This window comes from Psychrobacter sp. JCM 18903 (assembly GCF_000586475.1).
In the GTDB taxonomy this organism is placed as follows: Bacteria; Pseudomonadota; Gammaproteobacteria; order Pseudomonadales; family Moraxellaceae; genus Psychrobacter.
Map to the genome: position 1 here is coordinate 266,796 of NZ_BAWJ01000002.1, position 24,225 is coordinate 291,020.

Consider the following 24,225-nt stretch of genomic DNA (forward strand, 5'->3'; position numbering starts at 1 on the left):
ATAACCAATCGCGTATCTTATGCGTAGTAGACCAGAAGGATGCTCTGTATACATGTCTTTTTCAGGACTAGCTAAGCTGAGTTTCAATCCAAGCAGGTAGGGCGTTGATAACTGCGTTACTGTTGGCAGACTTTGGCGCGCCGCCTTGTGCGTAGTCAGGTTTACCACCCCCTTTACCGCCCAGCTCACCTGCCAAATGACGAATGATATCACCAGCTTTTACTTTCGCAGTCACAGACTTAGCGACACTGGCTGCTAGTGCCAACTGATCATCTTTATCACCAATCAATACAATCACGCTATCAGGAAGTTTAGATTTAATATCGTCCATCAGGGTACGGATAGATTTGCCGTCGACACCGCTTAAGGTACTGATAAGCACGGGCGTGCCTGCGATGGTCTGTACTTCATCAAGCAAATTAGCTGCTTGGGCGCTAGCGATTTTTTGCTCTAAACGCTCTAATTGTTTCTCAAGTTCGCGCTGCTTATCCGCCATGGTACGCACGCGCTGTGCCACTTCAGGACGTTTCACTTTTAGCTGACTGGCAAGCTCGCTCAGCTGCTGCTCACTTTGCTGAATGTTTTTAATTGCATTCATGCCAGTGACAGCTTCAATACGGCGGATGCCAGCAGCAATACCTGATTCGCTGGTAATTTTTAGCACACCGATATCACCAGTACGTTTAACGTGCAAACCACCACAAAGCTCAATAGAGAAGGGCTTGCGCTGACCATCGACGATACTGTCAGTGCCCATGGTTAAGACGCGAACGTCACTGCCATATTTTTCGCCAAACAATGCCATTGCACCTTGTTTCATCGCTTCGTCGATAGACATATTCTCGATGCGAGCAGGGGTGTTGGCTTGAATTTGCTCATTGACTAAGCGTTCGATACGCGTAATTTCAGCAGTGCTGACAGGCTGGTCATACGAGAAATCAAAACGTAAGACTTCGCTTGATACTAGCGAGCCTTTTTGTGTGACCGCGTCGCCCAATACTTCTCTTAATGCGGCATGCAATAGATGCGTGGCAGAGTGGTTTTTGGCACTGGCTGCGCGGATGCTGGACAAGACTTGCGCATCAGCGGTCTGTTTGGTATTAATATCACCCATGGTCACGACACCATAATGGATGATGGCTTGACCAGATTTTTTGGTATCTTGCACTTCAAAAACGCCAGTCGCGGTGCGGATTTCGCCAAGCTCACCAACTTGACCACCACCTTCAGCATAAAACGGTGTACGGTCAAGTACCACGACGCCTTCCATGCCCTCAGCTAAGCTATCGGCTGGATTGCCATCTTGATAAAGTGCATCAATCGTGACGCCTTCTTCTGCAAGCTGCTCATAACCGATAAAGGTGGTTGGGTTCTCTACTTGAATGACGCTGCTATAATCAACGTCGAATTTGCCAGCATCACGAGCACGCTCACGTTGCGCTTGCATATGCTCATCAAATTCAGCTTCATCAATCACAATACCGCGCTCACGAGTGATATCCGCAGTCAAATCGACCGGGAAACCATAAGTATCGTACAGTTTAAATGCGGCTTCCCCAGATAACGTGTCGCCATTTTTTAGACCTTCCAGCTCGCTGGCAAGTAGACGCAAGCCTTGTGCCAAAGTTTTGGCAAACTGTGCTTCTTCTTTTTGAATGGCATTTTCAATGACGCTTTGCTTATCTTTGAGCTCAGGATACGCCGTACCCATTTCAGCAACCAAGGGTGCGACCATTTTATAGAAAAACTCACTGTCAGCACCAAGCTTATTGCCATGACGTACTGCACGACGAATGATACGGCGCAGTACATAACCACGACCTTCGTTGCTTGGTGTCACGCCATCAGCAATCAAAAATGAAACAGCGCGAATATGGTCAGCGATGACTTTTAATGACGATTGTTGCTGGTTTTCAATCTCTAAAATCTCAGCCGCCGCATCCATCAAATGTACAAATAAATCTATCTCGTAGTTGCCATGGACGCCTTGCATGATGGCGCTGATACGCTCAAGTCCCATGCCAGTATCTACGCTTGGCGCTGGTAGCGGTAGCATAGAGCCGTCTTTTTGACGATTAAACTGCATAAAGACGCAGTTCCAAATCTCGATATAACGGTCGCCATCTTCTTCAGGTGTGCCCGGTAGACCGCCTTCGATATCGGCACCATGATCATAAAAGACTTCAGTACAAGGACCACAAGGACCGGTATCGCCCATCGTCCAAAAGTTGTCTGAGGCGTAAGGCGCGCCTTTATTATCGCCAATACGAATAATGCGCTCGCTAGGAATACCGATGTCTTTATGCCAAATATCAAAGGCTTCGTCATCGGTCTCATAAATGGTCACATACAAGCGATTTTTATCAATCGCAAGCCATTCGTCCGAGGTTAAAAACTCCCAAATATAGCCAATACCGGCTTGCTTAAAATAATCGCCAAACGAGAAGTTGCCAAGCATTTCAAAGAACGTATGATGGCGCGCCGTATAACCGACATTATCCAAATCATTATGCTTGCCGCCAGCACGTACGCACTTCTGCGAGGTCACCGCACGGTATAATCACGTGGCTCCATACCCAAAAACGTTTCTTTAAACTGATTCATACCGGCATTGGTAAATAGCAATGTCGGGTCATTGTGTGGAATCAAACTCGATGAGGCGACGGGGGTGTGCTGCTTGCTTATGAAAAAATCGATAAAAGCTTGACGAATATCGGCTAAGCGAAATGGCTGGCTCACAGCGGCTCCTTACTGGCGAATAGAATTGAGTAAAATAATTTTGCAAACGATTTTAGCACAAACGCCCAAGCTCTTGGTACAAGAGTTACAACGGCTAGGTTATTCTGCGCATGCAGATGCTCGATGGATTTGTAGCGCATCAAAGCCAGTTGGTCAAAAAAACTAATTGGTTAAAATCGCCGCATCAGTCTCGTCCAGTTTATCTTGACTCAATGGATTGGACTCAATGACTTGTACTGGCAAGTAGCGTAGCTGTAGCTTAATGGGTAGATACTCAGGGAAATTCTCTGCCATATCTTGAGCAATGACGGTTTCGATTTGCCGTACATCGTATGAGGTAGGCGTCGTCTCTCCGCGAATGACCGCACGTACGACTTTATTTTCTTCTGAGGTATCAAACTGAGTATTGGTCAGCACGTTGCCTTTGTCGATAAAGTAGCTATTGATGGCTTCTTTGACGCTACTCTCAAAAACCTGTTGTTTGGCATTGGTCTGTAGGTTGATGGTCAAATACGTCCCCAATCCACCTAACAATAATAACGTCACCGCATTACGGCGTAAAAAAGTCAAATAGGTGCTTGATTTATAATCGTCATCGACCAAACGGCGAAAGCTAATAACCAAAGTACTAAAGCATTGGTAAACTGGATAGCAATAATATTGGTTAGCGCCAGTAGCAGTGCCCCAAGTCCAAGCTGCGTCTCGCCATTGGCAAATAATATCCCACTCGCGGCAAGAGGTGGCACCAATGCAGTGGCTACCGCCACGCCGACCACTGCCACTGATAGGTGCGGTGAAACCATCGCATAAGCACCAGCAGTACCACCCGCTAGAGCAATCATTAAATCCATCGAGGTTGGCTGAGTGCGCGATAATATCTCTGCGGTCAGTGGCTGATCTTTGTGTAACCAGCCGACGATAAAACCAACCAATACCACCAATGATACGCCGATGATAACCGTAATCAGTGATTTACGTAGTAATGGCATACGATGATCAATAATCGCTAACGCTATGCCAGTAATGGGACCTAACATCATGCAACCAACATGGCGCCAATGACGACGGCAGCTGAATTGGTCACTAGACCATAACTGGCGATGATGGCAGAAAGTATATTCATAATGAAATACATTTTGCTAGGCAGAGCGTTGGCCTCAATCCTAACGCGCACTTCTGGATAGTCTACCTTTTGATTGCTAAATTGCTCGGCAACAAATTGCTTATAAGACTCGAGCTTGGCTTCCTTTTTTTCTTTAATCTCGTCTTCTAGCTCTTCCTGATTATCGACTTTATCTTTCACGGTATTTTTTACGATAGTGTCATTATTTTTCGGTGTGTCTGGATGTTTATCAATTGAGGACGGTTTTGTGTTGTCACTATTTGCTTTGCTTTCTTGCTGAGGGCTATTAGAGATAGGATAAGTGCTCTGTGCATCAGCTGGGGCAATACCCTCTGCCTCTACCGTTACCTCAGCGTCAGCATCTTTTTGAAACGTTTGCTCGGAAGCGCTATCTTCTTCTGCTTGAGCATGCTCTGCTGATGCATTTTCTAGATTTTTATGATTGGGCGCTGTTGTCGATTTTAACGATTCATTGGATAGTGGTGTCTCAAGCCCAGTGATTTCAAGTTTAGTTGTTTCAGACTCATTGTCGGGCTTGGCGGTTTCTAACGTTGCTACTACCTCGTCAGCACCAATGGACTTTATCGCTATCGTTGTTTCAGGAGGTTGTGCACAAGCCATATCCTCGCTACAGTCATTGTCATCATGAGTCTCTGAGCTTTTTGAAGGCTCAGTATGTTCGACAGTGCTATCTAGTACAGAGCTACCATCTGCGTCAGTTAGCGCCGCTTTTTTGTCTGGATGATTGGCTGTGCTTGAAGCATCTTTTATAACTGAAGAATCATTAGAGAGTTTGTTTTCAGATGAGGTCATGGCAGATGGCTTTCTTAAAAAGTAAAAGAAAGACATTATTGTAATGATAAAAAGAGGAGAACGTATGGGTTTTTTACGACTAAATAGAGCGCAGTGTCATTAAGTGGTAATACTTAAAATAGTAAAATTATGCATCATTAACTAATAACAATAAAAACCTTAACTTTAACAGGGTTTTTATGCTTAGTCACTTACTATAGCTGGCTCGCAGGTTTATAGGAAATACTTACTTTCTTTGTGGGTTTAGTGTATAAAGGTACTATATCCACAATAAAAATGAGGAATAAGTTATGAACTGGCCATTATTCTCTGTTATCTATTCAATCGCAGCAACTGTTACCATTGGCGTTTTTATGATTGGCGCTTTAGTCACAGGTTTTAATGAAATACCTCATATCCAAATAGCAGTAGCATTAGGCATTTTGGTATCTATCCCTGCAGGCATGTTTTTTACCAAAAAAGTTGGTAGCATCACTGGTAATGAAGAAGGCTATAAGGCATAAAAGCGAATAATATGGTCAATTTAAATGAATAAGTCCGATTATCAGCCATAAAAAAGACCTTGATAGCAAGGTCTTTTTTATTCATTATTTATGACTTATCATTTAAGCTCAACGGTTGCGCCATTTTCAATATTGGCATAAACCTCTAACACATCCCAGTTGGTCAAACGCACACAACCTGCAGAGGCTTGGCGACTGATGCCTTCAGGCTTTGGTGAACCATGAATACCATATGAAGGTTTAGACAAGCCCATCCATACGACGCCAACAGGGCTATTTGGTCCTGGTGGTAGCATATGTATTTGTTTGTCTGCGCCTTTACCAACGGTTGCTTTATACCAAGGCATTTTCACCTTGTTAATGATTTTAAACGAACCTTGTGGCGATGGTGTGGCATCGCTACCGATTGTCGTTGGGTAAGTAGCCACCAGCTTATCGCCGTTATAAGCATATAATGTCTTATCGGCTTTATTGGCAACCACACGGTTAATGCGCTGCTTAAGTGGTGCACGGGTATTTAAAACAGTGATGGTTTCGCCCGCTTTATACTGCTTATTTTTGTTCAGCTTATCTAAATAACGCACATCCATATGGAAGCGCTCACCAAACATCTCTTTAATGTCTTGATAGTATAAGCCTTTCATTTTTGACTTAGCTTCTGAACCTGCAGGTGTGCTGGCAAAGTTGGTCTTAATATCATCTTCAGTGATGGTGTAAGTCACGAGCACAGGTTTGTTGGCAGGGATATTTTTATTTAACGCATCCCACGTTTTTTGATCCATTTTACCTGTGGCTGGCAGACCTTTCATGGTTTGGAAGTTGATCAGCGCTTTTTTACTGTTCATGCCCCAGCCGCCATCGATGGCACCAGGAGAAGCATGGTTCCAATCAAGCAGTGCCTGCATTTTGATCGTCATTGCCGAGTTAACTTTCATATTCGGTGTCCATGTGGCACCGTTTACTTGTTTGGCGTAATTCGACAAATTCAGCGTAGTATGTTTTTTACCATTAACATCTTCGATGCTTTTGATAGAAGTATCTGCTGGGCTAGCATCAGATATGGCTGCGGTAGGGGCAGCGACGGCTTGACCTTCACTAATATCGTCAGTGCTATCAGACTGCACATCTTTACGAGCCAGCTCTTCTACCGTCATATTATCAGCACTGACTGCTTGTTGCGCTGTCTCTACATCGACTTCCTGCTTTTCGTCAATCAGCTGAGTCATACGGTCAGGCGCATTAGGCTTTAAGGCAGGCGTGGCTACGACAGGAGCACGACCATCGATTGAGCTACTGCGATTCTCTTGTACATCAAGGCTAACTTTTTTGGCAATGCTAGGCATTGAGTCAGCGGTTCGTACTGGCAGGGTGCGCGTATTATCAGCAGGTGCGGCAACGGCGCTGGCACTGGCAGTAACGATAGCAATTGATATAGCGGTAATAAGAGGCTTCATTTTCATCATATTGGGATACTTATGGTTATAACTAATGGAGCTATTATGCGCATAATTTGAATGCTTCGCAAACTTTTGACACATCTTTTTTCATTAAAGTCTTGCCAAACGTCAACCGTTGACGTATTCACTACAGTTGGGCAATAACTGAGCGAGGGTATGCATAAGATGATGCGCTATTCTTACTTACAATCCTCATTATTCACATTGTTTTTAGAACCATTTTTATGAATATAAAACTGCAAAAATTGGCGCAACTTAGCGTTTATGTCTATAATGGTGAATAAATTTTTATTCAATAGATCGGCTTTTAATAAAAGGCGTTTTAACCCATCCGCATGTAGTCAGTGAACATGTAATCAGCAAGGTGCGATATGTCAGAAGACCAAACAATGAGCGCAGAAGAGTTTCAAAATCAATACTTCAATGACGATGGTCTAGAGAGTGAAATGGTGTTTGATTTAGAGAGTGGGATTCTGGGTGAAGACGATCAATTTGCCAATTTGCCTGCAGAATTAGAAGAGGCCCGCGAGCAATTGGTCAGTATTCGTGATTTTATTCGCTTTTCGGTCACACAGCTTCGTAATTATGATGTGGTCGTTGCACAAGGCACCACCGATGAGTTTGCTGAAGCATCCGCCATTGTTTTGCATTCTCTGGCTTTAGACTGGTCAGCCAATGAGCAGATTCTCGATTGTCGCTTGACCACCTCAGAGAAGCAGTTGGTACTGAGTTTATTAGAAGAGCGTATCGCTGAGCGTAAACCATTAAGCTATTTGATTAACTTATCATACTTCTGTGATTTGCCTTTTTATGTCGATGAGCGTGTACTAATTCCAAGATCGCCTATCGCAGAATTGATTCGTCAGCAGTTCCATCCATATTTTGATGTCAATGAGCTTGCCAAGCCACTTGGTAAGAGCGTCAACGAACAAGCTGCTGCATTTTATGATCACGGTTTAGAGGTCAAGCAGCTGTCGCAGCCTGAACGTATTTTAGACTTATGCACGGGCTCTGGTTGTATTGCTATTGCACTTGCGACGCGTTTCGTTGATGCGCTGGTTGATGCTGTTGATATCGATAAAAGCGCGCTTGAAGTAGCCATGGTTAACGTCGATCATCATGATCTTGGGCATCAGGTTAATGTGATTGAGTCCGATCTGTTTGCTAAGATTCCTGCTGAACACCAGTATGAGCTGATCGTCACCAATCCGCCGTATGTCGATGCGGCTATTATGGCAGAGCTGCCACCTGAATTTTTATATGAGCCAGAGCATGCGCTAGCCGCGGGTCAAGATGGGCTGGATTTGGTGCATCGTATTTTGTTTGAAGCGCCAGATTATCTAAGTCCAGAAGGCTTGCTTGTCTGCGAAGTGGGTGATAGTGAGTGGGCATTAAAGCAAGCCTATCCTGAAATCCAGTTTGACTGGTTGAAATTTGCCCACGGTGGTCACGGTGTCTTTGCGATTACCTATGATGAGCTCATGGCGCATCGTGAGCTGTTCAATGCTTACGTGCAACTGTTAGATAGCATTCAATAGAGCTATCGAGTACTAGAACTGTTGAGTAATAGAACCATCGAGATTTACGCGATACTCAAAAATTGACTTCATTTATTTAAGGATAAATATGGCAGGCAATAGCATTGGACAGGTTTTTACGGTCACCACGTGCGGCGAGTCGCATGGTGCAGGTCTCATGGCAATCGTCGATGGCGTGCCACCGGGTTTAGCCTTATCTGCAGATGATTTACAAATAGATTTAGATCGCCGCAAACCGGGCACGTCTAAATACTCCACCCAGCGCCGCGAGTCCGATGAAGTTGAGATTATTTCTGGTGTGTTTGAGGGTAAGACGACTGGTACGTCTATTGGCCTGCTGATTCGTAATACCAATCAAAAATCCAAAGACTATGGCGAGATTAAAGACACGTTTCGCCCCGGTCATGCCGACTATACCTATAGCATGAAATATGGTTTTCGTGATTATCGTGGCGGCGGGCGCTCCTCAGCGCGCGAGACTGCGATGCGCGTGGCGGCAGGTGCTATCGCTAAAAAATATCTACAAGAGCGCTTAGGTGTGCAAGTCCGTGGTCACGTCACCCAAATTGGCAATGAGTACAGTAATGTCCTAAACCCAAGCCAAATTGATTGGGACTTTGTGAATAGCAATCCGTTTTTTTGCGCCGATGCCGATGCTGTCAGTCGTTTTGAGACCTTGATAGACAGTTTGCGCCGTGAAGGCACTAGCTGCGGGGCACGCCTTGAAATTATTGCCAGTGGTGTGCCAGTCGGACTTGGCGAGCCAGTATTTGATCGTTTAGATGCAGATATTGCCCATGCGATGATGAGCATCAATGCTGTTAAAGGCGTTGAGGTCGGCGACGGCATGGCAGTGGCAGGGCAGTTCGGTCATAGCTCTCGTGATGAGCTGACGCCAGACGGTTTCACTGCCAATCATGCTGGTGGTATTTTGGGTGGCATCTCGTCAGGGCAAGATATCCGTGTCAGTATTGCGCTTAAGCCAACCTCTAGTATTACGACGGCTGGCAAGAGTATCAATACTCAAGCGAGTCGGTTGATATGCTAACTAAAGGTCGTCATGATCCTTGTGTTGGGGTACGTGCCACACCTATCGCAGAAGCCATGCTGCTATCGTTTTGCTCGATCACTATTTGCGCCATCGCGGTCAAAATGCGGATGTGAAGCCGCCAGTAGCATCTATTACTTAGATTGTTTACCGTAAAATTATAAACCCTCTATCATTTCTAACTAGCGTTTCTAACTAGACATGATAGAGGGTTTTCTTTGACTGATTTTTTATAAATAATTAACAAGCCAGCAATTCAGTTAATAAGATTTAATCATTAAATTGAATAAATTTTTAAGCCGCTATTTGATAATAATCAACAGCCACGCATTGCTGGTGGCGAAATACCAATAGCAGTTGTTGACTGGGAATGGCTAACCAATGCCCAAAAGCGATACTATCAATCCCTTCACCTGACAGCGCTTGTAGGCAAAAATGACGACTACCGCCTAAGCAGTTTTTTATAATTTGATTTTGTTCAATAGCGTCTTTCATGGCCTTTCTATCCTTAATAGGGATTACGAATTTGAATAACACTATCGTAAAATAAGCAGATAGAAAACCTGTGTAGGAATGATGGAAATTTAATGAATTGTCATTATTGCTAATCGAAAATAATTCACTTAATTTGAGTAACTGTCTATCTCTATCTATCTTATCTAAGCTAAGCCTCTATTCTTTAGTCAAAGGCAAGGTAATACTAACCATCACGCCTGAATATTGCTTAATAGCAGCGTTTTTTTCATTACTATTGTGACTACTGTCATCGCTATTTTCTTGAATATTAGTAATGGCAACATGACCGCCATGATGCTCAATAACTTGCTTCACAAGGGTTAAACCAAGGCCAGTGCCTTTTTTGAGGGTATTACTTGTGACATTGGGCTGCTGTGCTTGTTTGATTTCTAACTTGGAAGATTTATCTGGTGCATGCTCTGAGGCTTTTTCAGCAGCTTGGCTCTGATGCGATAAGCTAAAATAACGGTCAAACGCTTTATCAACGGCATACTCAGGGAGCAATTTACCATTATTAAAGATATCAATAGTCACAGTTTGCGCTGAACCATGTTGCGCGATGTTGTGCAGATAAATAACGACTGTGCTATCGGCAAAATGAATGGCATTGTCCAATACATTTTGCAGCACTTGTACCAACCAAAACTGATCAGCGAAAACGCTGGTATTTGCCAAGCATCTGGTGATAAAGTCGCTGTTTCAGTCACCCGTTTATTATCAAGATAGATGTCGATAGGCGCTAGGTGCTGCTGTTGCAATTTAGCGCTATTGTCTTTTGCAAGGGTTTGCAACAACGGTAGTAGAGGGGTCAGCTGCCGATTCAGCTTAAAAGTCGGTTGCTCAACTTTGGCAAGTAATAGCAGCCGATCAATCAATTGCTGCATTTTGATACTTTGTTCACCAATGGACTGGATGAGCATCTGTTGATCTTCTTTATCGAGCCCGTCGTCTTCTAGCAACTCACTACTGGCACGAATGGCGGTTAACGGACTTTTGAGCTCATGGGTCAGGGTATGAACATAGTCAGTAACATAGGCGCGATTTTCCAATCGATGTTTCATAGACTCAATGGTATCCGTTAGGCTATTAAGTTCATGACCTAAGTAAAAATAGGGCTTTTTGGTGTCTTCTGCCAGTGCACTGGTATATTGGGTCACAAGGCTGATGCTTTGCTTGAGCCACCAGGCGACCAGTCCTGCTAATATAAGGGCAGCAATACTCATGAGAAGCGCTGTGATAAGCATGCGATTGCGCGTATCGTCTAAATAAGGCAACACGCTAGCGACAGGTTTGCCAACGCTGATGATACCAATCAAGTTGCCAGTTTCATCCTTTATCGGCTGTGCCACATACATCACCGTACCATCTCGCTGATTATGATCTAGCGTTGTACTTCTCGCGCCATACTGACCATTTAACGTTAGATAGACATCATTCCAGCGGCTGTAATTTTGTCCTTCATCATTGTCAGGTTCGGGTAGTGAGTCGTATATGACAACGCCTTTATCATCGGTGACATATATCCGAAAGCTGCTAGGGCTTTTATTTTTATATTCTGGATCTGTTGTTTTACTTATCGTGGGCGCACCGATAAATGCCGCATCGAGTTTCGTTTGATACTGCTCATCGTATAGCTGTCCTGAAGATAACGGCATCTGCAAACTTGCTGCCAGCAATTTGCTGGTATCTAACAGCGTATCTTCGATGACTTGCTGCGCCGTCGGTTTGACATAACCAAACAGCTGAGTAAATGCGACCACACCGCAGATAATCAGCACTAACGCCAACGCAAGCCAAATCCTAAAAAATATACTTAAATTCAGCAGTCGTTTTGGTTTAGTCGTTTGCTGCGCGGTGCCGATAGGATGCAGTTTTGCATACCAATTGCTTTGGCTGGCATGCGCGCTGTTATCAGCCTTATTAATATGAGTATTAGGATGGCTGTTAGCACTATCGTTGGTTTTATGATTCATATTTTTAGGTGTATTATTTGACGTTATAGAAGGTCGGTTTTAATCAAAATATGGCTATGGGTAGTGCAGCTAGGCGGGACACAAGGCGTAACCCAAGCCGCGATGGGTATGGATAACATCAATGCTCGCGTCGACGGTCGCCAGCTGCTTACGAATGGACTTGATATGACTGTCTATAGTTCTCGCCAAGCGATGATCAGGGTAATCGCTCACCGCGCCCAGCAGTTGCTCACGGCTAAAGACTTGATTGGGCGCTTTTAACAGGGTCAATAAGATTTTGCGTTCTGTGTTACTCAGCTCAAGCTTCTGCTCTTGCCACATTAATGAATAATTAAGCGGTTGGTAGTGCCAGATGCCAGACTGACATTCAAACGTTAAGGCTTGCCCCGACATATTGCTAGAAGAATTGTCATTAACGGTATTATCTGCTGCTGTTGTATGATTAGTAGACTGCTGAGACAATAATTGCTCACGTCGCCAAATGGCTTTTAGGCGAGCAACCAACTCGCGCGGGCTAAATGGCTTGGCACAATAGTCATCGCCGCCCATCTCTAAACCCAAAATACGATCGACCTCATCGCTACGAGCCGTCAAGAAGATGATAGGAATGTCCTTTAAGCTATCAATATCAGGGGTGTGGCGTATTTGTTGACAGAGGCTAAGACCATCGCCATCTGGCAACCCAACATCTAAAATAATCGCCGATAGATTTTGCGCTTCAGCACTTTTATGTAAATTGCGCAGCATTGGTAATACACTGCTGGCATTATCGAGCCAAGTGATTTGCCAACCTTCACGCTTGCAAGTGACTTTCAGTGACATCGCGATAGCAGGATCGTCTTCTACCAGTAAAATATGGGTCATAAGCGTTATATCGCTATATAAAGAAAAACTATTTAAGATGAAGGGGTTATTAATATCTAATGAGATACGAACATTGAAAAATGAGTGTAGGGCATCATACAGTAGTAGCTAGAGTGTTATCTAGGTTGATGAATTTATCGTAGCACAAAAGTCGCACTCGCTTTTGCTATCAGGTCTTAAAAGATGTGAAAAGTTGATGGAAATTGGCATTATTAGCGAAGACTTTTTTGACTGGCGGTTTTGATGAAAGGCTGTAAAATAATCAGTATTATTATAAAAAATATTGAAATATAGTGCGAATGTCAGTTTTACTAAAAATAAGTTTGATGTACCTACCATTTTTATTTAAAGGAATTTAAAAATATGAGTGACTATTTAGATGCGGTCATCGTTGAGCATAATCCAACGCAAAAAAAGATAGACAGAGCCGTTATTTGGCTGCATGGTTTGGGCGCGAGTGGCCATGATTTTGAGCCAGTGGTTCCACAGCTAGGGTTGGCTAGTGATATGGCAGTGCGTTTTATTTTTCCACATGCACCAAAGCGCCCAGTGACGGTGAATGGTGGTATGATAATGCCAGCATGGTACGACATCTTAGAGATGAGCCTAGAGCGTAAAGTCGATATCGCTCAGATTGAAGAGTCTGCGCAGCAAATCCGTGATTTGATCAGCCGTGAGATAGAGCGTGGTGTTAAGCCTGAACACATTGTAATCGCAGGATTTTCGCAAGGTGGGGCAGTGGCATATCATGTGCACTTGGCTACTCGCAGCGTTTAGCTGGCTTGATGACACTCTCTACTTATCTAGCGACTAATGATAATATTAGCTATAGCGCTGCTAATAAAGATATGCCAATATTGATTGAGCATGGTACGCATGATCCAGTTGTTCCTTTAATTTTGGGCGAGCAGGCGCAGCAGTTATTATCCGCTAAAGGCTATAATGTTGCTTATCATACTTATCCGATGGCACATCAAGTTTGCATGCCGCAGATTCAAAATATCGGTAAATGGCTCAATAAAGTACTGGCTTAGAGCGTTCAGCTGTAACGTAATGTAATATAGATATTATATATGTTGAAAGTCGACGTATAAGTCTATATAATAGATGACCTTATTGGGGATGTTCTGGCTTCGACGCTGGTAATGAAACTCAATGATGCATGTCGAGAGTATATGTCCTCTCGTTAATCAAACATATATTGTTATAGTCGCAAACGACGAAAATTACGCTCTAGCAGCTTAAACCCTGTTTACATGGTTTAAACCTGTTTACTTAGTTGCTGATCACCTACAGTTGGTCAACTAAGTTGAAGCGTCCGCATGTAGGCTCGCCACAAGTGATTGTCTCAATCGCTTGGGTTCAAAAGTAGAGAATCGTCCAATCCATCCTGACTGTCGGATCGGTGCGGATTAAATCTAAAGACAGAAACTAAACATGTAGATTCATGAGCGTAATGCTGGCGGACGCGGGTTCAACTCCCGCCATCTCCACCAAATATTAAAAATCCGATCACTTAATGTGGTCGGATTTTTTTGGTTTAATTTTAAATGTAGATAGTTGAAATAAAAGTTAAAAGGGACAATCAACTGATTCTTCATTAGCAAAAAAAGTTATTTCGTAATTATAAGTATTATTGACGCAAATCTGTGCATCATTAACAGCATCAAATTGCTCGGCTGTTAAAGTGATAGCCATTGTAAAATCGATCACTTGCTGTGGCGATCTCAAATCTTTAGTTAAGTCATTAGCAGTAAAATGAATCTTAGCGATGTGGTTCTCAATTTTCATTGTAAAATTTTCATTGCCGAAATTACTAGACTCAAACCCTAGTTTTTTCTCTTCTGGTGTTAAACCGTTCAAGTATTCTTGAATAGTGTTCTTTAGTGGTGAATCTTTATCTACATGTCGAATAACATATACATAGTCATCTATATTTGGGTTTATAAAGTATACTTTTACCGCTAGCTTATCTTTGACTGGTTTCTTATTTATTTTATTGAGATAGTTTTTATAACTTTCGGCATACGATTCCTTATTAGGGGGTTCAGGTGAATTAATAAAAGTTGATTCATTTTCAACTTTTTCTTGGTCTACAAAGGGAAATGGAAAGTATTGATCACATTCTTTTTGGTAGCACCCAAAACTGTATTTGGAGCCATCACTACATTCAGCATGACCATAAGCTCCAGCATTTAAAGTAATATTACAAGTATTGTTATCTACTTCAATATCATCAAATTCCATTTCGCATGTTGTAATAGAATTCATAACATAAATGTTCCGCTGCGACTCTTTCTTGACTAATGACATCAGATGTTTAAAATCATCTATAGACAACGACCATGAAATACCTTCTTTAGGTACGTCGTTCTTAACTGTAGTGTCTGCGTCGACGCATAAATTTTGATAAACCTCTGCTTCCTCTTGGCAGGCAGATAGACACGAAGTGATTAATAATATACCTACAGTCTTATAAATATTCTTTAATAGCATTGTATACTGTCCTCCCTTCACCTTCGGTTTTAGCTGCGACATCTTCATGTACTGCTATATCAGATTGAGTCAATCCATAATGAATAAGTAGGTACTTGGTAAGGCAAGCAACGCCTTGAGTTTGTTTTACAGTAAGCTTTTGCCAACTATGCACATTATTACCATTTGGAGATCCAACTGTTGGTTTTCCATTCTTATCGAGGGGCATACCTACAACTTCAATTCCTACTGAATAAGGATTTGCATTACCAGCGTGTATAGTAAGTTTATTCAAGTTTGCTGTTTGGTAAATTTTACCATCCTTGTCTACAACAAAGTATGTGCCATATGGTTTTGACCCTCTATTAAAAGAATTAAATGTCGATTGAGCAGAGCTATTGACAGTTCGATGCAAAATTATTTTTTTAATTTCTTAAGTATAATTAATTATTTCAAGTTTAGAGGTGTAATATTTTTAAATATAGTCCAATGTTAAAAGAAAACTATTCTGTCTTTTCCATATAGTAAGAGTAATTGTCACCTTTTAAATAATAGCTCATGTCTATAAAATATTTATTATCATCAGTTTTTTGAATTGTACCAAATTTTTTATCTTTTCCTATGTCATAAATTTCTATACCATTATTATCAACTGGCTTTATATAACATTTTAATTGTTTGTCTGTTTGGTATCCCTCAATATTGATTTGACAAATTTCTTCAAATATTTTTAAATTATAAAAAACACCAACACCAGTTCCAAGATCTTCATCAGTTTGATAATTATTGTACTCATACATACCATAAAATTGTGAAGCATAATTTTTTGGAGTATTTGAGATACTATCAATCGTTGATGGTTTAGAACAAGAAACTAATCCAATTATAAATGTGAGTAGTATAGTTATTCTCATATGAATCCTTGTTAACTTAGTTTTTAAATTTACACTTTTTTAGATTTTCGCTTCGAATATAATCTAATAAAGCTAAAAAAGAAATTTTAATATATTTATCTTTTGATAAATTTATGATATTACTTTTTTCTATTTCTGGTTCTGATTCAACAAAAAGTGGTTCTTTATATTTTTTTTCAATGATAGTAGCGTTAATTAAATTTTTATTATTAAAAATATATTTGTACTCGTAGTTCCCATAATCTGAATAGCTTTTCCCTTGCAATATACATCTATCATTTTTTGAAAACAAAACTCCCACCTTGTGGAAAAACTTCTGATGAGTCAAATTCAATTTCTTGAAGTTTAGTGATATTGTCATTAGAATATAGTCTAATCCAAATAAAACCGATACAATCCTATTAATAATTGCATTTAATGAAATGAACCATGACTTATTCAATAGACTATCGCAAACAGGTACTTTTTAGCATCGCTGATGGTATGACCATACGAGAAGCTGCGCTATTTTATGGACTTAGCACCAGCACCATTCACAGCTGGCAGCAGAACCTAGCTCCTAAAACAACCAGAAATAAAGCACCGACTAAAATACCTGATGACGCCTTAATTGAAGACGTAAAAAGATATCCAGATGATTATAACTATGAAAGAGCTCGTCGCTTGAACTGTAGTCAAACGGGTATCTTTAATGCTTTAAAGCGTCTTGGTATCAGTCAAAAAAAAGACCTTAGAACATCCAAAAGCGTGTCCGATAAAAAGAGCGGTATTCCAGAGTAGGCTTGATCGCTTTACGCAGCAAGGCTACCCCATTGTCTATATGGATGAAAGCGGCTTTGAGGCTGAAACCATTCGTTCTCATGGCTATGCACCGATTGGTACACCCTGTATCGATAGCTACAACTGGCAAGCAAAAAAGCGAACCAACGTCATCGGAGCTCTCTATGAAAAGATGCTATTTGCGCTTGATTACGTTGAGCAGAATATCAATAGCACCATATTCTACGACTGGTGCAAACACACTTTAATTCCAAGTCTCAAGACTAAATGCGTGATTGTCATGGATAACGCTCGGTTTCATAAAAGCAAACGTATTCAAAAGCTACTCAACAGACATGGCCATCGTATTCTTTGGCTACCACCGTACAGCCCTGATCTGAACCCTATCGAGAAGAAGTGGGCACAGGCTAAGCTTCTACGCCAAGGATGGATGGAGAATAATCTACCTAAACTGTTTTATGATATGGGCTGTATCGATTTTATAAAGATTTAACTATAGCTGGAACAACTGATACTAAGTAAAATCATGATACTTATTAGAGCGTTATAAAGATACTTTTTCAATATTTCCATTAGCATTCCCGTATAAATTTCTAAGTTGAGACAGTGTTTTACCGTACATATTTTCGAAATGAGGGTAGTCTTTAAAACTTGTCCAATCACCTCCCCATTTGAACCCATGGCGTTTTCCGATGGGTGCTACTTTTTTCAAAAGCCTTATATTTTTTTTATCATCTGCCATATGTAATTTTCCATCCTCATGTAAAGGAAAGACATCAATAGCAACGCCAAAGTTATGATTACTTTGTCCACCTTTAGCCTTAGTAACTATACTACCTGACGCTGTACGTCCTTTAGCATATAACTTATTTTGTTCTTCATAAGTTCTAAGTCCTTGGACAATAATTAGCTTAATACCCAGTTCTCTTTCTGAGTCATTTATAAAATCCCTAACTGAACATCTAATTTTGGGATGTAACTTTTCAACCTTTTTTTCGTTCTTAGCACTTAAAGGTCTGCATCCTGTATTAGTCTGTGGCTTTTGAATTACTCCTTCACAAGTAGGTTTAAATACTCTATTTTCAGGTTTTTTTCCATCATTGTAATGATGCGCGATTTCCTTTTTAACTTCCCATGCGTAAGTCACACCACCTGAAAAGCCTCTCACCTTCAATTCTCCTTTTTCTTTCATGAATGCTGGATTCTGTCTATAAGGATTCCCTTTTGCTTGTCCATTATCTTTAAAAATAATTTCATTGTCATCTATATCAATACCCTCGGGCTTAACAGACGCTGGACGTAGTATCGTCAGATACATTTCAAGGAAACTATCTATTTTTTTGTATCGATTATTGTATAACTGAAAGTACCTTTTAACCCAATCTAGTTGCTCTACTGCTGACATATTACGCAACTTATCTTTAGAGACATTTAAATCTTCGCGCGCACCTGCACCCATCTGAACTAACCCAACAAAACCAAGAGAGTTAACTTTAGATGGATCAAAAGTACCTTCTGTTTCCAGATGCATCAATGCCATCAAATTATTAGCCATTGCTAGGTAGTCATTCGGCCATAAGTCCTGACATATTTCAATGACTTTCTTTCTAAATTCACAGCTTACTTTCGCACTCCAAAATAGATTATGGGCTTTACAAATACAAGCACCATTAGTTGTAGCGACAGCCTTTGGCGCACCATCAGAGCTATTGCTAGGTTTTGTAATAACGTTGACAGGGACATCTGATCTACTTGATTGAGAAGAACTACCTGTAGATGAAGAAGAAGTTCCATTGCTAGGTATCTTAAGCTTATCCCCTGGATGAATTGTATCAGTAAGCTTTAGACTATTAATACGAGCTAAATCATTCATATTGACACCATGCTTTTTAGCAATACCGCTTAACGTATCGCCACTTTTTATAGTATAAATACTTAATGTAGATGAGGCGTTACTGTTTGAGTCAGTACCAGCCGCAGTCGCTCCTCCAGTTGGCTTGTCATTCTTGCCACCGCTCATAGCGTCATTGATACCCTCTAAACCTCTTTTGCCTTGTCACCTAACGCGCCTAAACCATCTTCTATACTTTCAAGTAGACCACTGAAAAACCCTTCATCTTCATCAGAAGAAGAAGGGTTTGATGATTGCTTTGGCGTGGGTCTAGCAGTGGGTGAGGGTTTTGGTGTCGTGTGAGTTTGTGCTGAACCATCACTACGTAGCTTGATCGTTTGACCTGCTTGCAATGTTGTTGGGTTCGTTATCCTATTCATAAGTTGAAGCTGTTCTACTGACACGCCACTTCTTTGTGAGATACCAGAGAGTGTTTCCCCTTTTTTCACTTTGTGATTGGTTTGGGAAGTTAGCGAATCAGGTCTCTCATTAGTTTTGCCCGTTAAGCTACTGCCTTTTGGTGGCACTTTAATAATTTGACCTGGAACTATTTTATCAGGGTCTTTGATGGTCGATTTATTGAGCTGCGCTAGTATTTGCCATGTTGTGTCATGCATTTTAGCAATGGTGTATAGATCTTGACCTTTCTTAACTTCGTACTCATCTTTACCTGCCACAACTTTATGGGTACTTCTTTTGTATGAGCCGCTAATTTCACTAAGTGCTTTGAGCTTGGCTAATTGAATATAAAAAGGTGTTTTTAGAGTGCATTTACCTTTTTTATCTGGTACTTTGATATATTCTTTGATTACGATCATCTCTTTGGTTAAAGGATGTCGTATATGAACGATTAATATCGTGCCAGGTGGTCGACTGATTGGCGTACCAAGTCCTTGACTGTCAGATTTTCTGACACTAATAGGCGTTCCTGATTCTCTAACCTCATGATATAAATTAGGAAAAGGTTTATTAAGAAGGTCAACAAACTTGAGCTGAAATAGGTTACTTTAACTTTATCCACAGCCTTCAAAGTAGCGGATATACGGTTCATAATTGAGGCTCATGATAAAGACTTTCCCTTCTTCAATATCATAACGTACACCTATATCATTAGCACTATCTGTCCAGTAAACAAAAACAGGCTGCTCAGTGTATGGGTTTACAATAATTTCATCAGGTTCTCTGCCATGCTTTTCAAAAATAGTAGCCGTAGTATCACCAACCTTCACCCCTGTGTAAGTTTGAAAATTATCGTCATTAAATATATTAATACCAGTAATGATGTTATCAATGACTTGAAATGATAATATATTCTGATAATCAGTATATTTTCTTGAGTTAGCAAAGAAGCAGTTTTCAGCGCCTTCTAACTGACCTTGCACTTCAACAAAAAAATTACTTGGTTTAAATTTTTGTCCGAGAGAAATTTCACCAATGCCATTCTCGGTTATAGTATACTTATCATAGCTAGAAAATAATGAACTATCATTTTGTAGTATTATAGGTTTACTAGTTGAAGCGCTAGTAGTGGATAAATCAAATATTCTCGACTTAGAGTTATTGGGTTCTTCTAAATTTTCAATATTTTTCTGATTTAGTATATTTATAGTGTTTTTGGCTTCAGTATTCTTTAAATTATCAATAGGATTTTTATTACAACTAGCTATTGTAATTGTAAATAATAAGACTATCATAGATAGATGTTTCATTTAAAAATTACCTTCATTATGTAGTAATAATAGTACAGTTATAATTATATCAAGACCCTAATTAGAAAAATAATTAATTGAAAATTAAAAAAATATGTTTAGATTTAAAGTAAAATATATATAATTAAAGAGGACAATTAGTTTTCATTAGCATTCTAACCTCTTGTCTAGGAAAACTAAATTCTTTGGCTTTAAAAGAAATAATATAACCACCATTTGCTTGCCCCCATGTCCCTTTTCCATATTTCGATGAATAAGCATCACAATCTTTACCTAGATAAATTCTTTGTAATGATTGATTTATTAAAATTGCACCGCTGCTATTATATTGTGCCTGATAAACTTCATTTGTTCCCGATTGATATGAATTTATAATACTTGAATCAGAATAAGCAGATGCAAAAATTGTTATTGTAGAAAAAGTAATAATTGTAGTAATCTTAAAAAGAAACTTAGTCATTAAAAACCTCCCTTAAAAAACCATATTCTATGTGTAGATCTGTTTTCCCATTATTTTCTTCTTTAAAATATTTATCATATAATCCTAATGCTTGAACCATAGTCTTAGATGGCTGTCCATATCTACCTGGTGGTAAACTAGCCCATTCATAAGCATAACCTCTTTTTTTATCTAGTTCCAATGCTTCTTTTATTTTCCCTTCTAGTAATAGAGGCCAAGCACTTGGTCTTGCATACTTCATAAGAATGACAGCGAATAGATCTTGATCTCTTTTACCAAAGCTGGTTATACCGTACTTTTTACGTTTTGCAATCATCGATTTGTCATCCCAAGTGTATCCCATAACTTGATAAGCTCCAGCGGCTGAAGAAGTTTTTTTCCCAAATGGTCGATCTATTCTAGGATGATCTGAAAAACCTCTACTATAATCCTTTACAAACGATCTTCCTCCAAATAATCTTTCATATCCTCCGTCACCTACTGTTCCTTCTCCGACTCTCAACATTCTCATAAATGCTCTTACTCTTAATTCCTTAATTGATGCTTTTTGATTAGGAATTATTTTCGAAGGATGAATAATATCAACATCTTCAATGTTCGGTTTAAATCCTTGCAAATGTATGTGATGATGGTGATTCACTAGAGATCCAGAGTGAGGTAACATTCTGTTGCTCTTAATTTTAACGGGTTGTGATTTGAAGTCTTTGTAGCCAAAACTGTATAAAGCCTCAACGAATTCAACGTTTGCATTCCAATCAAAGTGATCAGAACTAGTATAGGTTTGAATCTGCATATGTTTGTTATTAACACCAAGGTATCTAAAATCACCATTAATACCATTGATATGACTTTTACTAACCCCTCCAGAACTTCCTGTCACTGTACTAAAACCTGTACCTGTATATTTACCTATACTAATCGAGCACATCGCGCCTAAAACACAAGCCATAGCTAAACCACTTAAATAATGACGTTCATCATCACCAAAAATAATCCATTGATAACTCACATTACCTTTTCTGTATTGAGAATGTTTATTTTGATCTATTAAATATGTTTTACCATTGTTGACTTTTCTAACTTTTAGGACCTTTTTAACATAATAGTACTCAAATTTATCTCCAATGATATAAGTAGATTTACCAAGATTATGAACACTGCCATCTTTAGCATAGTAAATAAACGCAGCGTAGCCAACTGCTTGCCCATTAGCACGTTCAATACGACCATCATAATAGATATGATAAACGGTCGTCTTGCTATCATAAGTAATTTGTTCGGCAGGATTGCCCTTTTGATTGTTACCCGAATTCTTGTTCAGTTCTACATCGGGTATATCCACTTTTGGCTTTGTAGGAGTCGGAGTTGGTATTGATGGTTTAGACGCAGGTGGGTTATGATTGCCAAGAGTGTCATTATCAAGATCACCTAGTTTATCTTTTATATTGTCTACGGTATCTTTTACAGAATCTTTGAGACTGTCTAAACCATCATTTATTTTATCTTTCCAGTCTTTATCATTTTTTTCTGAACTTGATTGAGCTTTAGAATTAATTTTTAAAACTTGTCCTTCACGAATTTCATGGCGATTACTAATGTTATTTATTTTTTCTAGATCAGAAACAGACTCACCACTTCGTTCAGCAATTTTACTTAATGTATCTCCTGATTTTACTTTGTAAGTAATAGTCGTTATTTTATTGGCCTCAGTATTCTCATCTACTGATCTTTCCTTGTCTCCGCCATTGAAAGGAACTTTAATCCATTTTCCCGCATATATCTTATTAATGTTATTTATTTTTGGATTGAGATTCTTTAATTCTACTACACTGGTATTGTGCCTTTTGGCAATACCTTCTAAGGTATCCCCTGCAACCACTTGGTAATCTTTACGCTTAATACTACCAGCACTGTCACCATGTTTTCTAGCTGTGAGTCAATTAGAATAGCACTAACTCTCGCTCTTATTTTAAGTTTGCTTTTCTCAGTTGAAGGCAACGGTAAGCAGGCAATCTTTTGAAAGTCTTTTGTTCCTATTTTTACATACAGACAGACATTAGTATTTATTGGTTTAACAAATTCGTAAGTTTCACCTTTACTATTAGTTTTACCTTTAACTAAGTGGCTTTCTTTATAGTTTTTAACTATGGTAACTTTATACTCAATATTTTTTAAAAGTTTGCTATTGAAATCAAGCAATATGAATCCTGCCGTAATTTGCTTTTGACTGTTTGACACTATTCTTCATCCTCTAAAAGATTAATATCTTCTGCTGGCGCTTGACAATTGCATTCTTCATCAGAATATTCAAATTCAACTTCTTCTAATTGGTTACTATGGTCATAATCTTCTTCATCTTCAGTATCATATTCTAATGTCCAATTATCTAGGTATCCAACCAACACATCTGCCTTTTTAGATTCCATAGATATCAGTCGACCAGTACGTCCATGCTCATCTAACGTTCCTTCAACGATTTGGCCATCATCTAGCGTTGCCACATAGTCAACTTTACTAAAACTGGCATGATAAAATAAATCATAAACATCGAGCTTATTACTAAACAACGGAACAGTCTCAGGCATCATCGGTAATGAATAATTAGCTCTTGCCCCACCCACCAAACCCTTCTTCACCGCTTTTATCTTAATCACCCCCCGGGCACACCAGCTTAATCCCTCTGTCATCAATCGTAATGGATGCTCCTGCTGAGGTTTGCAGCTTAATCCGCTTCGGACTCGACACATTCACCTGTCCAGCCTCACTACCAATCGTCATGCTTTGTTGACTGTGTAATTGCAACTCACCACCCTGTGCTTGTATCGCTAGTGGCTCTCTATTGGCACTGATATGTAAGCCTGATAGATCGACTTGACCACCAACCCCAGAGAGCGAGTCAATCGTATTTGCCGTCAGCGTATAATTGCCCGCCACCACATCCGACTGGGTAGCACCTGATTGCCTGACTATTGTTTTCGCCGTCCATAGCGTATTGCTGGCTGCCGCTAAGATACTGTCTTTGCTGACTAACATGACATCGCTGCGCCAAGTACTTCCGTATTTAATGTCTCATCGATGATGTGCGCACTGGTTTTAAAGGTTTCTATCGTTTGGTTGGCATCGCTAAGTGCTGCCGTGGATTGCAAGTGTGCCTGCTTTGCCTCCTTGAAGGTCTCGCTCAGCTCAGCGCCTAACTTAAGCTGCTGCTGTCCTGCATCATTGACCCACGCTGACTCATGCTCGCTTTGACTATGCCTGACACCAAAAGTGGAGAGTAGGACACCGGTATCGCCACTGATCTGTAATCCATGGTCGGTGGCTAGATTAATCCCTTGACCACTGGTTGATGATTGATGATTACTATAACGATGACGCAGTATGCCAAGCTCAAGCACATGCTCATCAGGGCAAAGGTGGCGCTA

Annotated in this window: 25 protein-coding genes, 1 other RNA gene and 3 pseudogenes; 7 read left to right on the forward strand and 22 right to left on the reverse strand. The window is 40.3% G+C overall.

Annotated features, from left to right (window positions below):
• Positions 1 to 67: 67 nt before the first annotated feature.
• From alaS to TT12_RS16280, 4 genes and pseudogenes are all read right to left on the reverse strand, one after another.
• Positions 68 to 2,739 (reverse strand): annotated as a pseudogene (alaS, locus tag TT12_RS02605) (alanine--tRNA ligase).
• 162 nt (positions 2,740 to 2,901) lie between these two features.
• A complete protein-coding gene (locus TT12_RS16270) occupies positions 2,902 to 3,309 on the reverse strand; it encodes a hypothetical protein (RefSeq protein ID WP_243443283.1) in 408 nt (135 codons plus the stop codon).
• A complete protein-coding gene (locus TT12_RS16275) occupies positions 3,306 to 3,779 on the reverse strand; it encodes a DUF389 domain-containing protein (protein WP_243443284.1) in 474 nt (157 codons plus the stop codon). Before TT12_RS16275 ends, TT12_RS16270 begins: the two co-directional genes overlap by 4 nt.
• The gene (locus TT12_RS16280; protein ID WP_243443285.1) at positions 3,776 to 4,675 is read right to left on the reverse strand and encodes a hypothetical protein; all 900 of its coding nucleotides are present in this window, start codon (positions 4,673 to 4,675) and stop codon (positions 3,776 to 3,778) included. The genes TT12_RS16275 and TT12_RS16280 overlap by 4 nt, the downstream gene beginning before the upstream one ends.
• A gap of 290 nt (positions 4,676 to 4,965) precedes the next feature.
• Between TT12_RS16280 and TT12_RS02615 the strand changes: the two genes are divergently transcribed.
• Positions 4,966 to 5,178 (forward strand): hypothetical protein, encoded by a 213-nt coding sequence (locus TT12_RS02615; protein ID WP_045445100.1) that lies wholly within the window; start codon positions 4,966 to 4,968, stop codon positions 5,176 to 5,178.
• A gap of 98 nt (positions 5,179 to 5,276) precedes the next feature.
• Here TT12_RS02615 and TT12_RS02620 read toward each other — a convergent pair whose 3' ends face one another.
• Positions 5,277 to 6,716, reverse strand: a complete 1,440-nt coding sequence (locus TT12_RS02620) for a L,D-transpeptidase family protein (RefSeq protein ID WP_045451876.1) — start codon at positions 6,714 to 6,716, stop codon at positions 5,277 to 5,279.
• A 290-nt stretch (positions 6,717 to 7,006) separates the two neighbouring features.
• Between TT12_RS02620 and prmB the strand changes: the two genes are divergently transcribed.
• Both prmB and aroC read left to right on the forward strand, forming a co-directional pair.
• Entirely contained in the window at positions 7,007 to 8,173 is a 1,167-nt protein-coding gene (gene prmB / locus TT12_RS02625) for a 50S ribosomal protein L3 N(5)-glutamine methyltransferase (protein WP_045451878.1), read from the forward strand.
• A gap of 88 nt (positions 8,174 to 8,261) precedes the next feature.
• Positions 8,262 to 9,363 (forward strand): annotated as a pseudogene (gene aroC / locus TT12_RS02630) (chorismate synthase).
• Positions 9,364 to 9,515: 152 nt separating this feature from the next.
• Here the strand turns inward: aroC and TT12_RS02635 are convergent.
• The 4 genes from TT12_RS02635 to TT12_RS02645 all read right to left on the reverse strand — a co-directional run bounded on the left by TT12_RS02635 (position 9,516) and on the right by TT12_RS02645 (position 12,574).
• The gene (locus TT12_RS02635) at positions 9,516 to 9,716 is read right to left on the reverse strand and encodes a hypothetical protein (protein ID WP_045451881.1); all 201 of its coding nucleotides are present in this window, start codon (positions 9,714 to 9,716) and stop codon (positions 9,516 to 9,518) included.
• Between the two features lie 177 nt (positions 9,717 to 9,893).
• Positions 9,894 to 10,367, reverse strand: coding sequence for an ATP-binding protein (locus tag TT12_RS15170; protein WP_207803966.1), 474 nt, complete (start codon positions 10,365 to 10,367; stop codon positions 9,894 to 9,896).
• Positions 10,268 to 11,710 (reverse strand): two-component system sensor histidine kinase CreC, encoded by a 1,443-nt coding sequence (gene creC, locus TT12_RS02640; protein WP_207803967.1) that lies wholly within the window; start codon positions 11,708 to 11,710, stop codon positions 10,268 to 10,270. Before creC ends, TT12_RS15170 begins: the two co-directional genes overlap by 100 nt.
• 69 nt (positions 11,711 to 11,779) lie before the next feature.
• Positions 11,780 to 12,574, reverse strand: coding sequence for a response regulator (locus TT12_RS02645; RefSeq protein ID WP_045451884.1), 795 nt, complete (start codon positions 12,572 to 12,574; stop codon positions 11,780 to 11,782).
• Between the two features lie 363 nt (positions 12,575 to 12,937).
• On the opposite strand from TT12_RS02645, the pseudogene TT12_RS02650 reads away from it, so the two are divergent.
• Both TT12_RS02650 and ssrA read left to right on the forward strand, forming a co-directional pair.
• A pseudogene (locus TT12_RS02650) lies at positions 12,938 to 13,608 on the forward strand (alpha/beta hydrolase).
• 84 nt (positions 13,609 to 13,692) lie between these two features.
• Positions 13,693 to 14,070, forward strand: a transfer-messenger RNA (tmRNA) gene (ssrA, locus tag TT12_RS15175).
• Between the two features lie 76 nt (positions 14,071 to 14,146).
• Here ssrA and TT12_RS02655 read toward each other — a convergent pair.
• From TT12_RS02655 to TT12_RS15180, 4 genes are all read right to left on the reverse strand, one after another.
• Entirely contained in the window at positions 14,147 to 14,845 is a 699-nt protein-coding gene (locus TT12_RS02655; RefSeq protein ID WP_201605285.1) for a GerMN domain-containing protein, read from the reverse strand.
• Positions 14,846 to 15,047: 202 nt separating this feature from the next.
• Complete coding sequence (locus TT12_RS02660; RefSeq protein ID WP_306304317.1) at positions 15,048 to 15,479, reverse strand: peptidoglycan recognition protein family protein; 432 nt, start codon at positions 15,477 to 15,479, stop codon at positions 15,048 to 15,050.
• Positions 15,480 to 15,552: 73 nt separating this feature from the next.
• Positions 15,553 to 15,963 carry a DUF5991 domain-containing protein gene (locus TT12_RS02665; protein WP_045451901.1) on the reverse strand — a complete coding sequence of 137 codons (411 nt, stop codon included), beginning with the start codon at positions 15,961 to 15,963 and terminating at the stop codon, positions 15,553 to 15,555.
• Positions 15,964 to 15,979: 16 nt separating this feature from the next.
• Positions 15,980 to 16,255, reverse strand: coding sequence for a hypothetical protein (locus tag TT12_RS15180; protein WP_201605284.1), 276 nt, complete (start codon positions 16,253 to 16,255; stop codon positions 15,980 to 15,982).
• Between the two features lie 137 nt (positions 16,256 to 16,392).
• On the opposite strand from TT12_RS15180, the gene TT12_RS16285 reads away from it, so the two are divergent.
• Together TT12_RS16285 and TT12_RS15185 are read left to right on the forward strand one after the other, a co-directional pair.
• Positions 16,393 to 16,743, forward strand: a complete 351-nt coding sequence (locus TT12_RS16285; protein ID WP_045451907.1) for an IS630 transposase-related protein — start codon at positions 16,393 to 16,395, stop codon at positions 16,741 to 16,743.
• Entirely contained in the window at positions 16,670 to 17,236 is a 567-nt protein-coding gene (locus TT12_RS15185) for an IS630 family transposase (protein WP_227678906.1), read from the forward strand. Before TT12_RS16285 ends, TT12_RS15185 begins: the two co-directional genes overlap by 74 nt.
• Before the next feature lie 51 nt (positions 17,237 to 17,287).
• On the opposite strand, the gene TT12_RS15190 is transcribed toward TT12_RS15185, so the two are convergent.
• The 9 genes from TT12_RS15190 to TT12_RS02730 all read right to left on the reverse strand — a co-directional run bounded on the left by TT12_RS15190 (position 17,288) and on the right by TT12_RS02730 (position 24,198).
• Positions 17,288 to 18,763, reverse strand: a complete 1,476-nt coding sequence (locus tag TT12_RS15190; RefSeq protein WP_207803968.1) for a M15 family metallopeptidase — start codon at positions 18,761 to 18,763, stop codon at positions 17,288 to 17,290.
• A gap of 17 nt (positions 18,764 to 18,780) precedes the next feature.
• Entirely contained in the window at positions 18,781 to 19,452 is a 672-nt protein-coding gene (locus TT12_RS02695; protein ID WP_045451912.1) for a LysM peptidoglycan-binding domain-containing protein, read from the reverse strand.
• Positions 19,453 to 19,647: 195 nt separating this feature from the next.
• Positions 19,648 to 20,343 carry a hypothetical protein gene (locus tag TT12_RS02700; RefSeq protein WP_045451913.1) on the reverse strand — a complete coding sequence of 232 codons (696 nt, stop codon included), beginning with the start codon at positions 20,341 to 20,343 and terminating at the stop codon, positions 19,648 to 19,650.
• Positions 20,344 to 20,467: 124 nt separating this feature from the next.
• Positions 20,468 to 20,803 carry a hypothetical protein gene (locus TT12_RS02705; protein ID WP_045451914.1) on the reverse strand — a complete coding sequence of 112 codons (336 nt, stop codon included), beginning with the start codon at positions 20,801 to 20,803 and terminating at the stop codon, positions 20,468 to 20,470.
• On the reverse strand, positions 20,796 to 22,682 hold the full coding sequence (locus TT12_RS15195) for a LysM peptidoglycan-binding domain-containing protein (RefSeq protein ID WP_207803969.1): 1,887 nt from the start codon (positions 22,680 to 22,682) through the stop codon (positions 20,796 to 20,798). The genes TT12_RS02705 and TT12_RS15195 overlap by 8 nt, the downstream gene beginning before the upstream one ends.
• Positions 22,661 to 23,041 carry a hypothetical protein gene (locus tag TT12_RS02715; RefSeq protein WP_045451916.1) on the reverse strand — a complete coding sequence of 127 codons (381 nt, stop codon included), beginning with the start codon at positions 23,039 to 23,041 and terminating at the stop codon, positions 22,661 to 22,663. The genes TT12_RS15195 and TT12_RS02715 overlap by 22 nt, the downstream gene beginning before the upstream one ends.
• Positions 23,041 to 23,424, reverse strand: a complete 384-nt coding sequence (locus TT12_RS02720) for a hypothetical protein (RefSeq protein WP_207803970.1) — start codon at positions 23,422 to 23,424, stop codon at positions 23,041 to 23,043. The genes TT12_RS02715 and TT12_RS02720 overlap by 1 nt, the downstream gene beginning before the upstream one ends.
• 25 nt (positions 23,425 to 23,449) lie before the next feature.
• On the reverse strand, positions 23,450 to 23,836 hold the full coding sequence (locus TT12_RS02725) for a DUF2345 domain-containing protein (RefSeq protein ID WP_045451918.1): 387 nt from the start codon (positions 23,834 to 23,836) through the stop codon (positions 23,450 to 23,452).
• Positions 23,830 to 24,198: a type VI secretion system Vgr family protein gene (locus TT12_RS02730; protein ID WP_045451919.1), complete on the reverse strand. Its 369-nt coding sequence runs from the start codon at positions 24,196 to 24,198 to the stop codon at positions 23,830 to 23,832. The genes TT12_RS02725 and TT12_RS02730 overlap by 7 nt, the downstream gene beginning before the upstream one ends.
• Positions 24,199 to 24,225: the final 27 nt, after the last annotated feature.

Coding starts and splice junctions, on each gene's coding strand:
- TT12_RS15190 (WP_207803968.1), bottom strand. CDS start 18,763: ATGAGCGGTGGCAAGAATGACAAGCCAACTGGAGGAGCGACTGCGGCT.
- TT12_RS16275 (WP_243443284.1), bottom strand. CDS start 3,779: ATGATGTTAGGTCCCATTACTGGCATAGCGTTAGCGATTATTGATCAT.
- TT12_RS02725 (WP_045451918.1), bottom strand. CDS start 23,836: ATGTTAGTCAGCAAAGACAGTATCTTAGCGGCAGCCAGCAATACGCTA.
- TT12_RS02655 (WP_201605285.1), bottom strand. CDS start 14,845: ATGAATTCTATTACAACATGCGAAATGGAATTTGATGATATTGAAGTA.
- TT12_RS16280 (WP_243443285.1), bottom strand. CDS start 4,675: ATGACCTCATCTGAAAACAAACTCTCTAATGATTCTTCAGTTATAAAA.
- creC (WP_207803967.1), bottom strand. CDS start 11,710: ATGAATCATAAAACCAACGATAGTGCTAACAGCCATCCTAATACTCAT.
- TT12_RS02700 (WP_045451913.1), bottom strand. CDS start 20,343: ATGAAACATCTATCTATGATAGTCTTATTATTTACAATTACAATAGCT.
- TT12_RS02620 (WP_045451876.1), bottom strand. CDS start 6,716: ATGTGTCAAAAGTTTGCGAAGCATTCAAATTATGCGCATAATAGCTCC.
- TT12_RS02705 (WP_045451914.1), bottom strand. CDS start 20,803: ATGACTAAGTTTCTTTTTAAGATTACTACAATTATTACTTTTTCTACA.
- TT12_RS02635 (WP_045451881.1), bottom strand. CDS start 9,716: ATGAAAGACGCTATTGAACAAAATCAAATTATAAAAAACTGCTTAGGC.
- TT12_RS02645 (WP_045451884.1), bottom strand. CDS start 12,574: ATGACCCATATTTTACTGGTAGAAGACGATCCTGCTATCGCGATGTCA.
- TT12_RS16285 (WP_045451907.1), top strand. CDS start 16,393: ATGACTTATTCAATAGACTATCGCAAACAGGTACTTTTTAGCATCGCT.
- prmB (WP_045451878.1), top strand. CDS start 7,007: ATGTCAGAAGACCAAACAATGAGCGCAGAAGAGTTTCAAAATCAATAC.
- TT12_RS02695 (WP_045451912.1), bottom strand. CDS start 19,452: ATGATCGTAATCAAAGAATATATCAAAGTACCAGATAAAAAAGGTAAA.
- TT12_RS02665 (WP_045451901.1), bottom strand. CDS start 15,963: ATGAGAATAACTATACTACTCACATTTATAATTGGATTAGTTTCTTGT.
- TT12_RS02615 (WP_045445100.1), top strand. CDS start 4,966: ATGAACTGGCCATTATTCTCTGTTATCTATTCAATCGCAGCAACTGTT.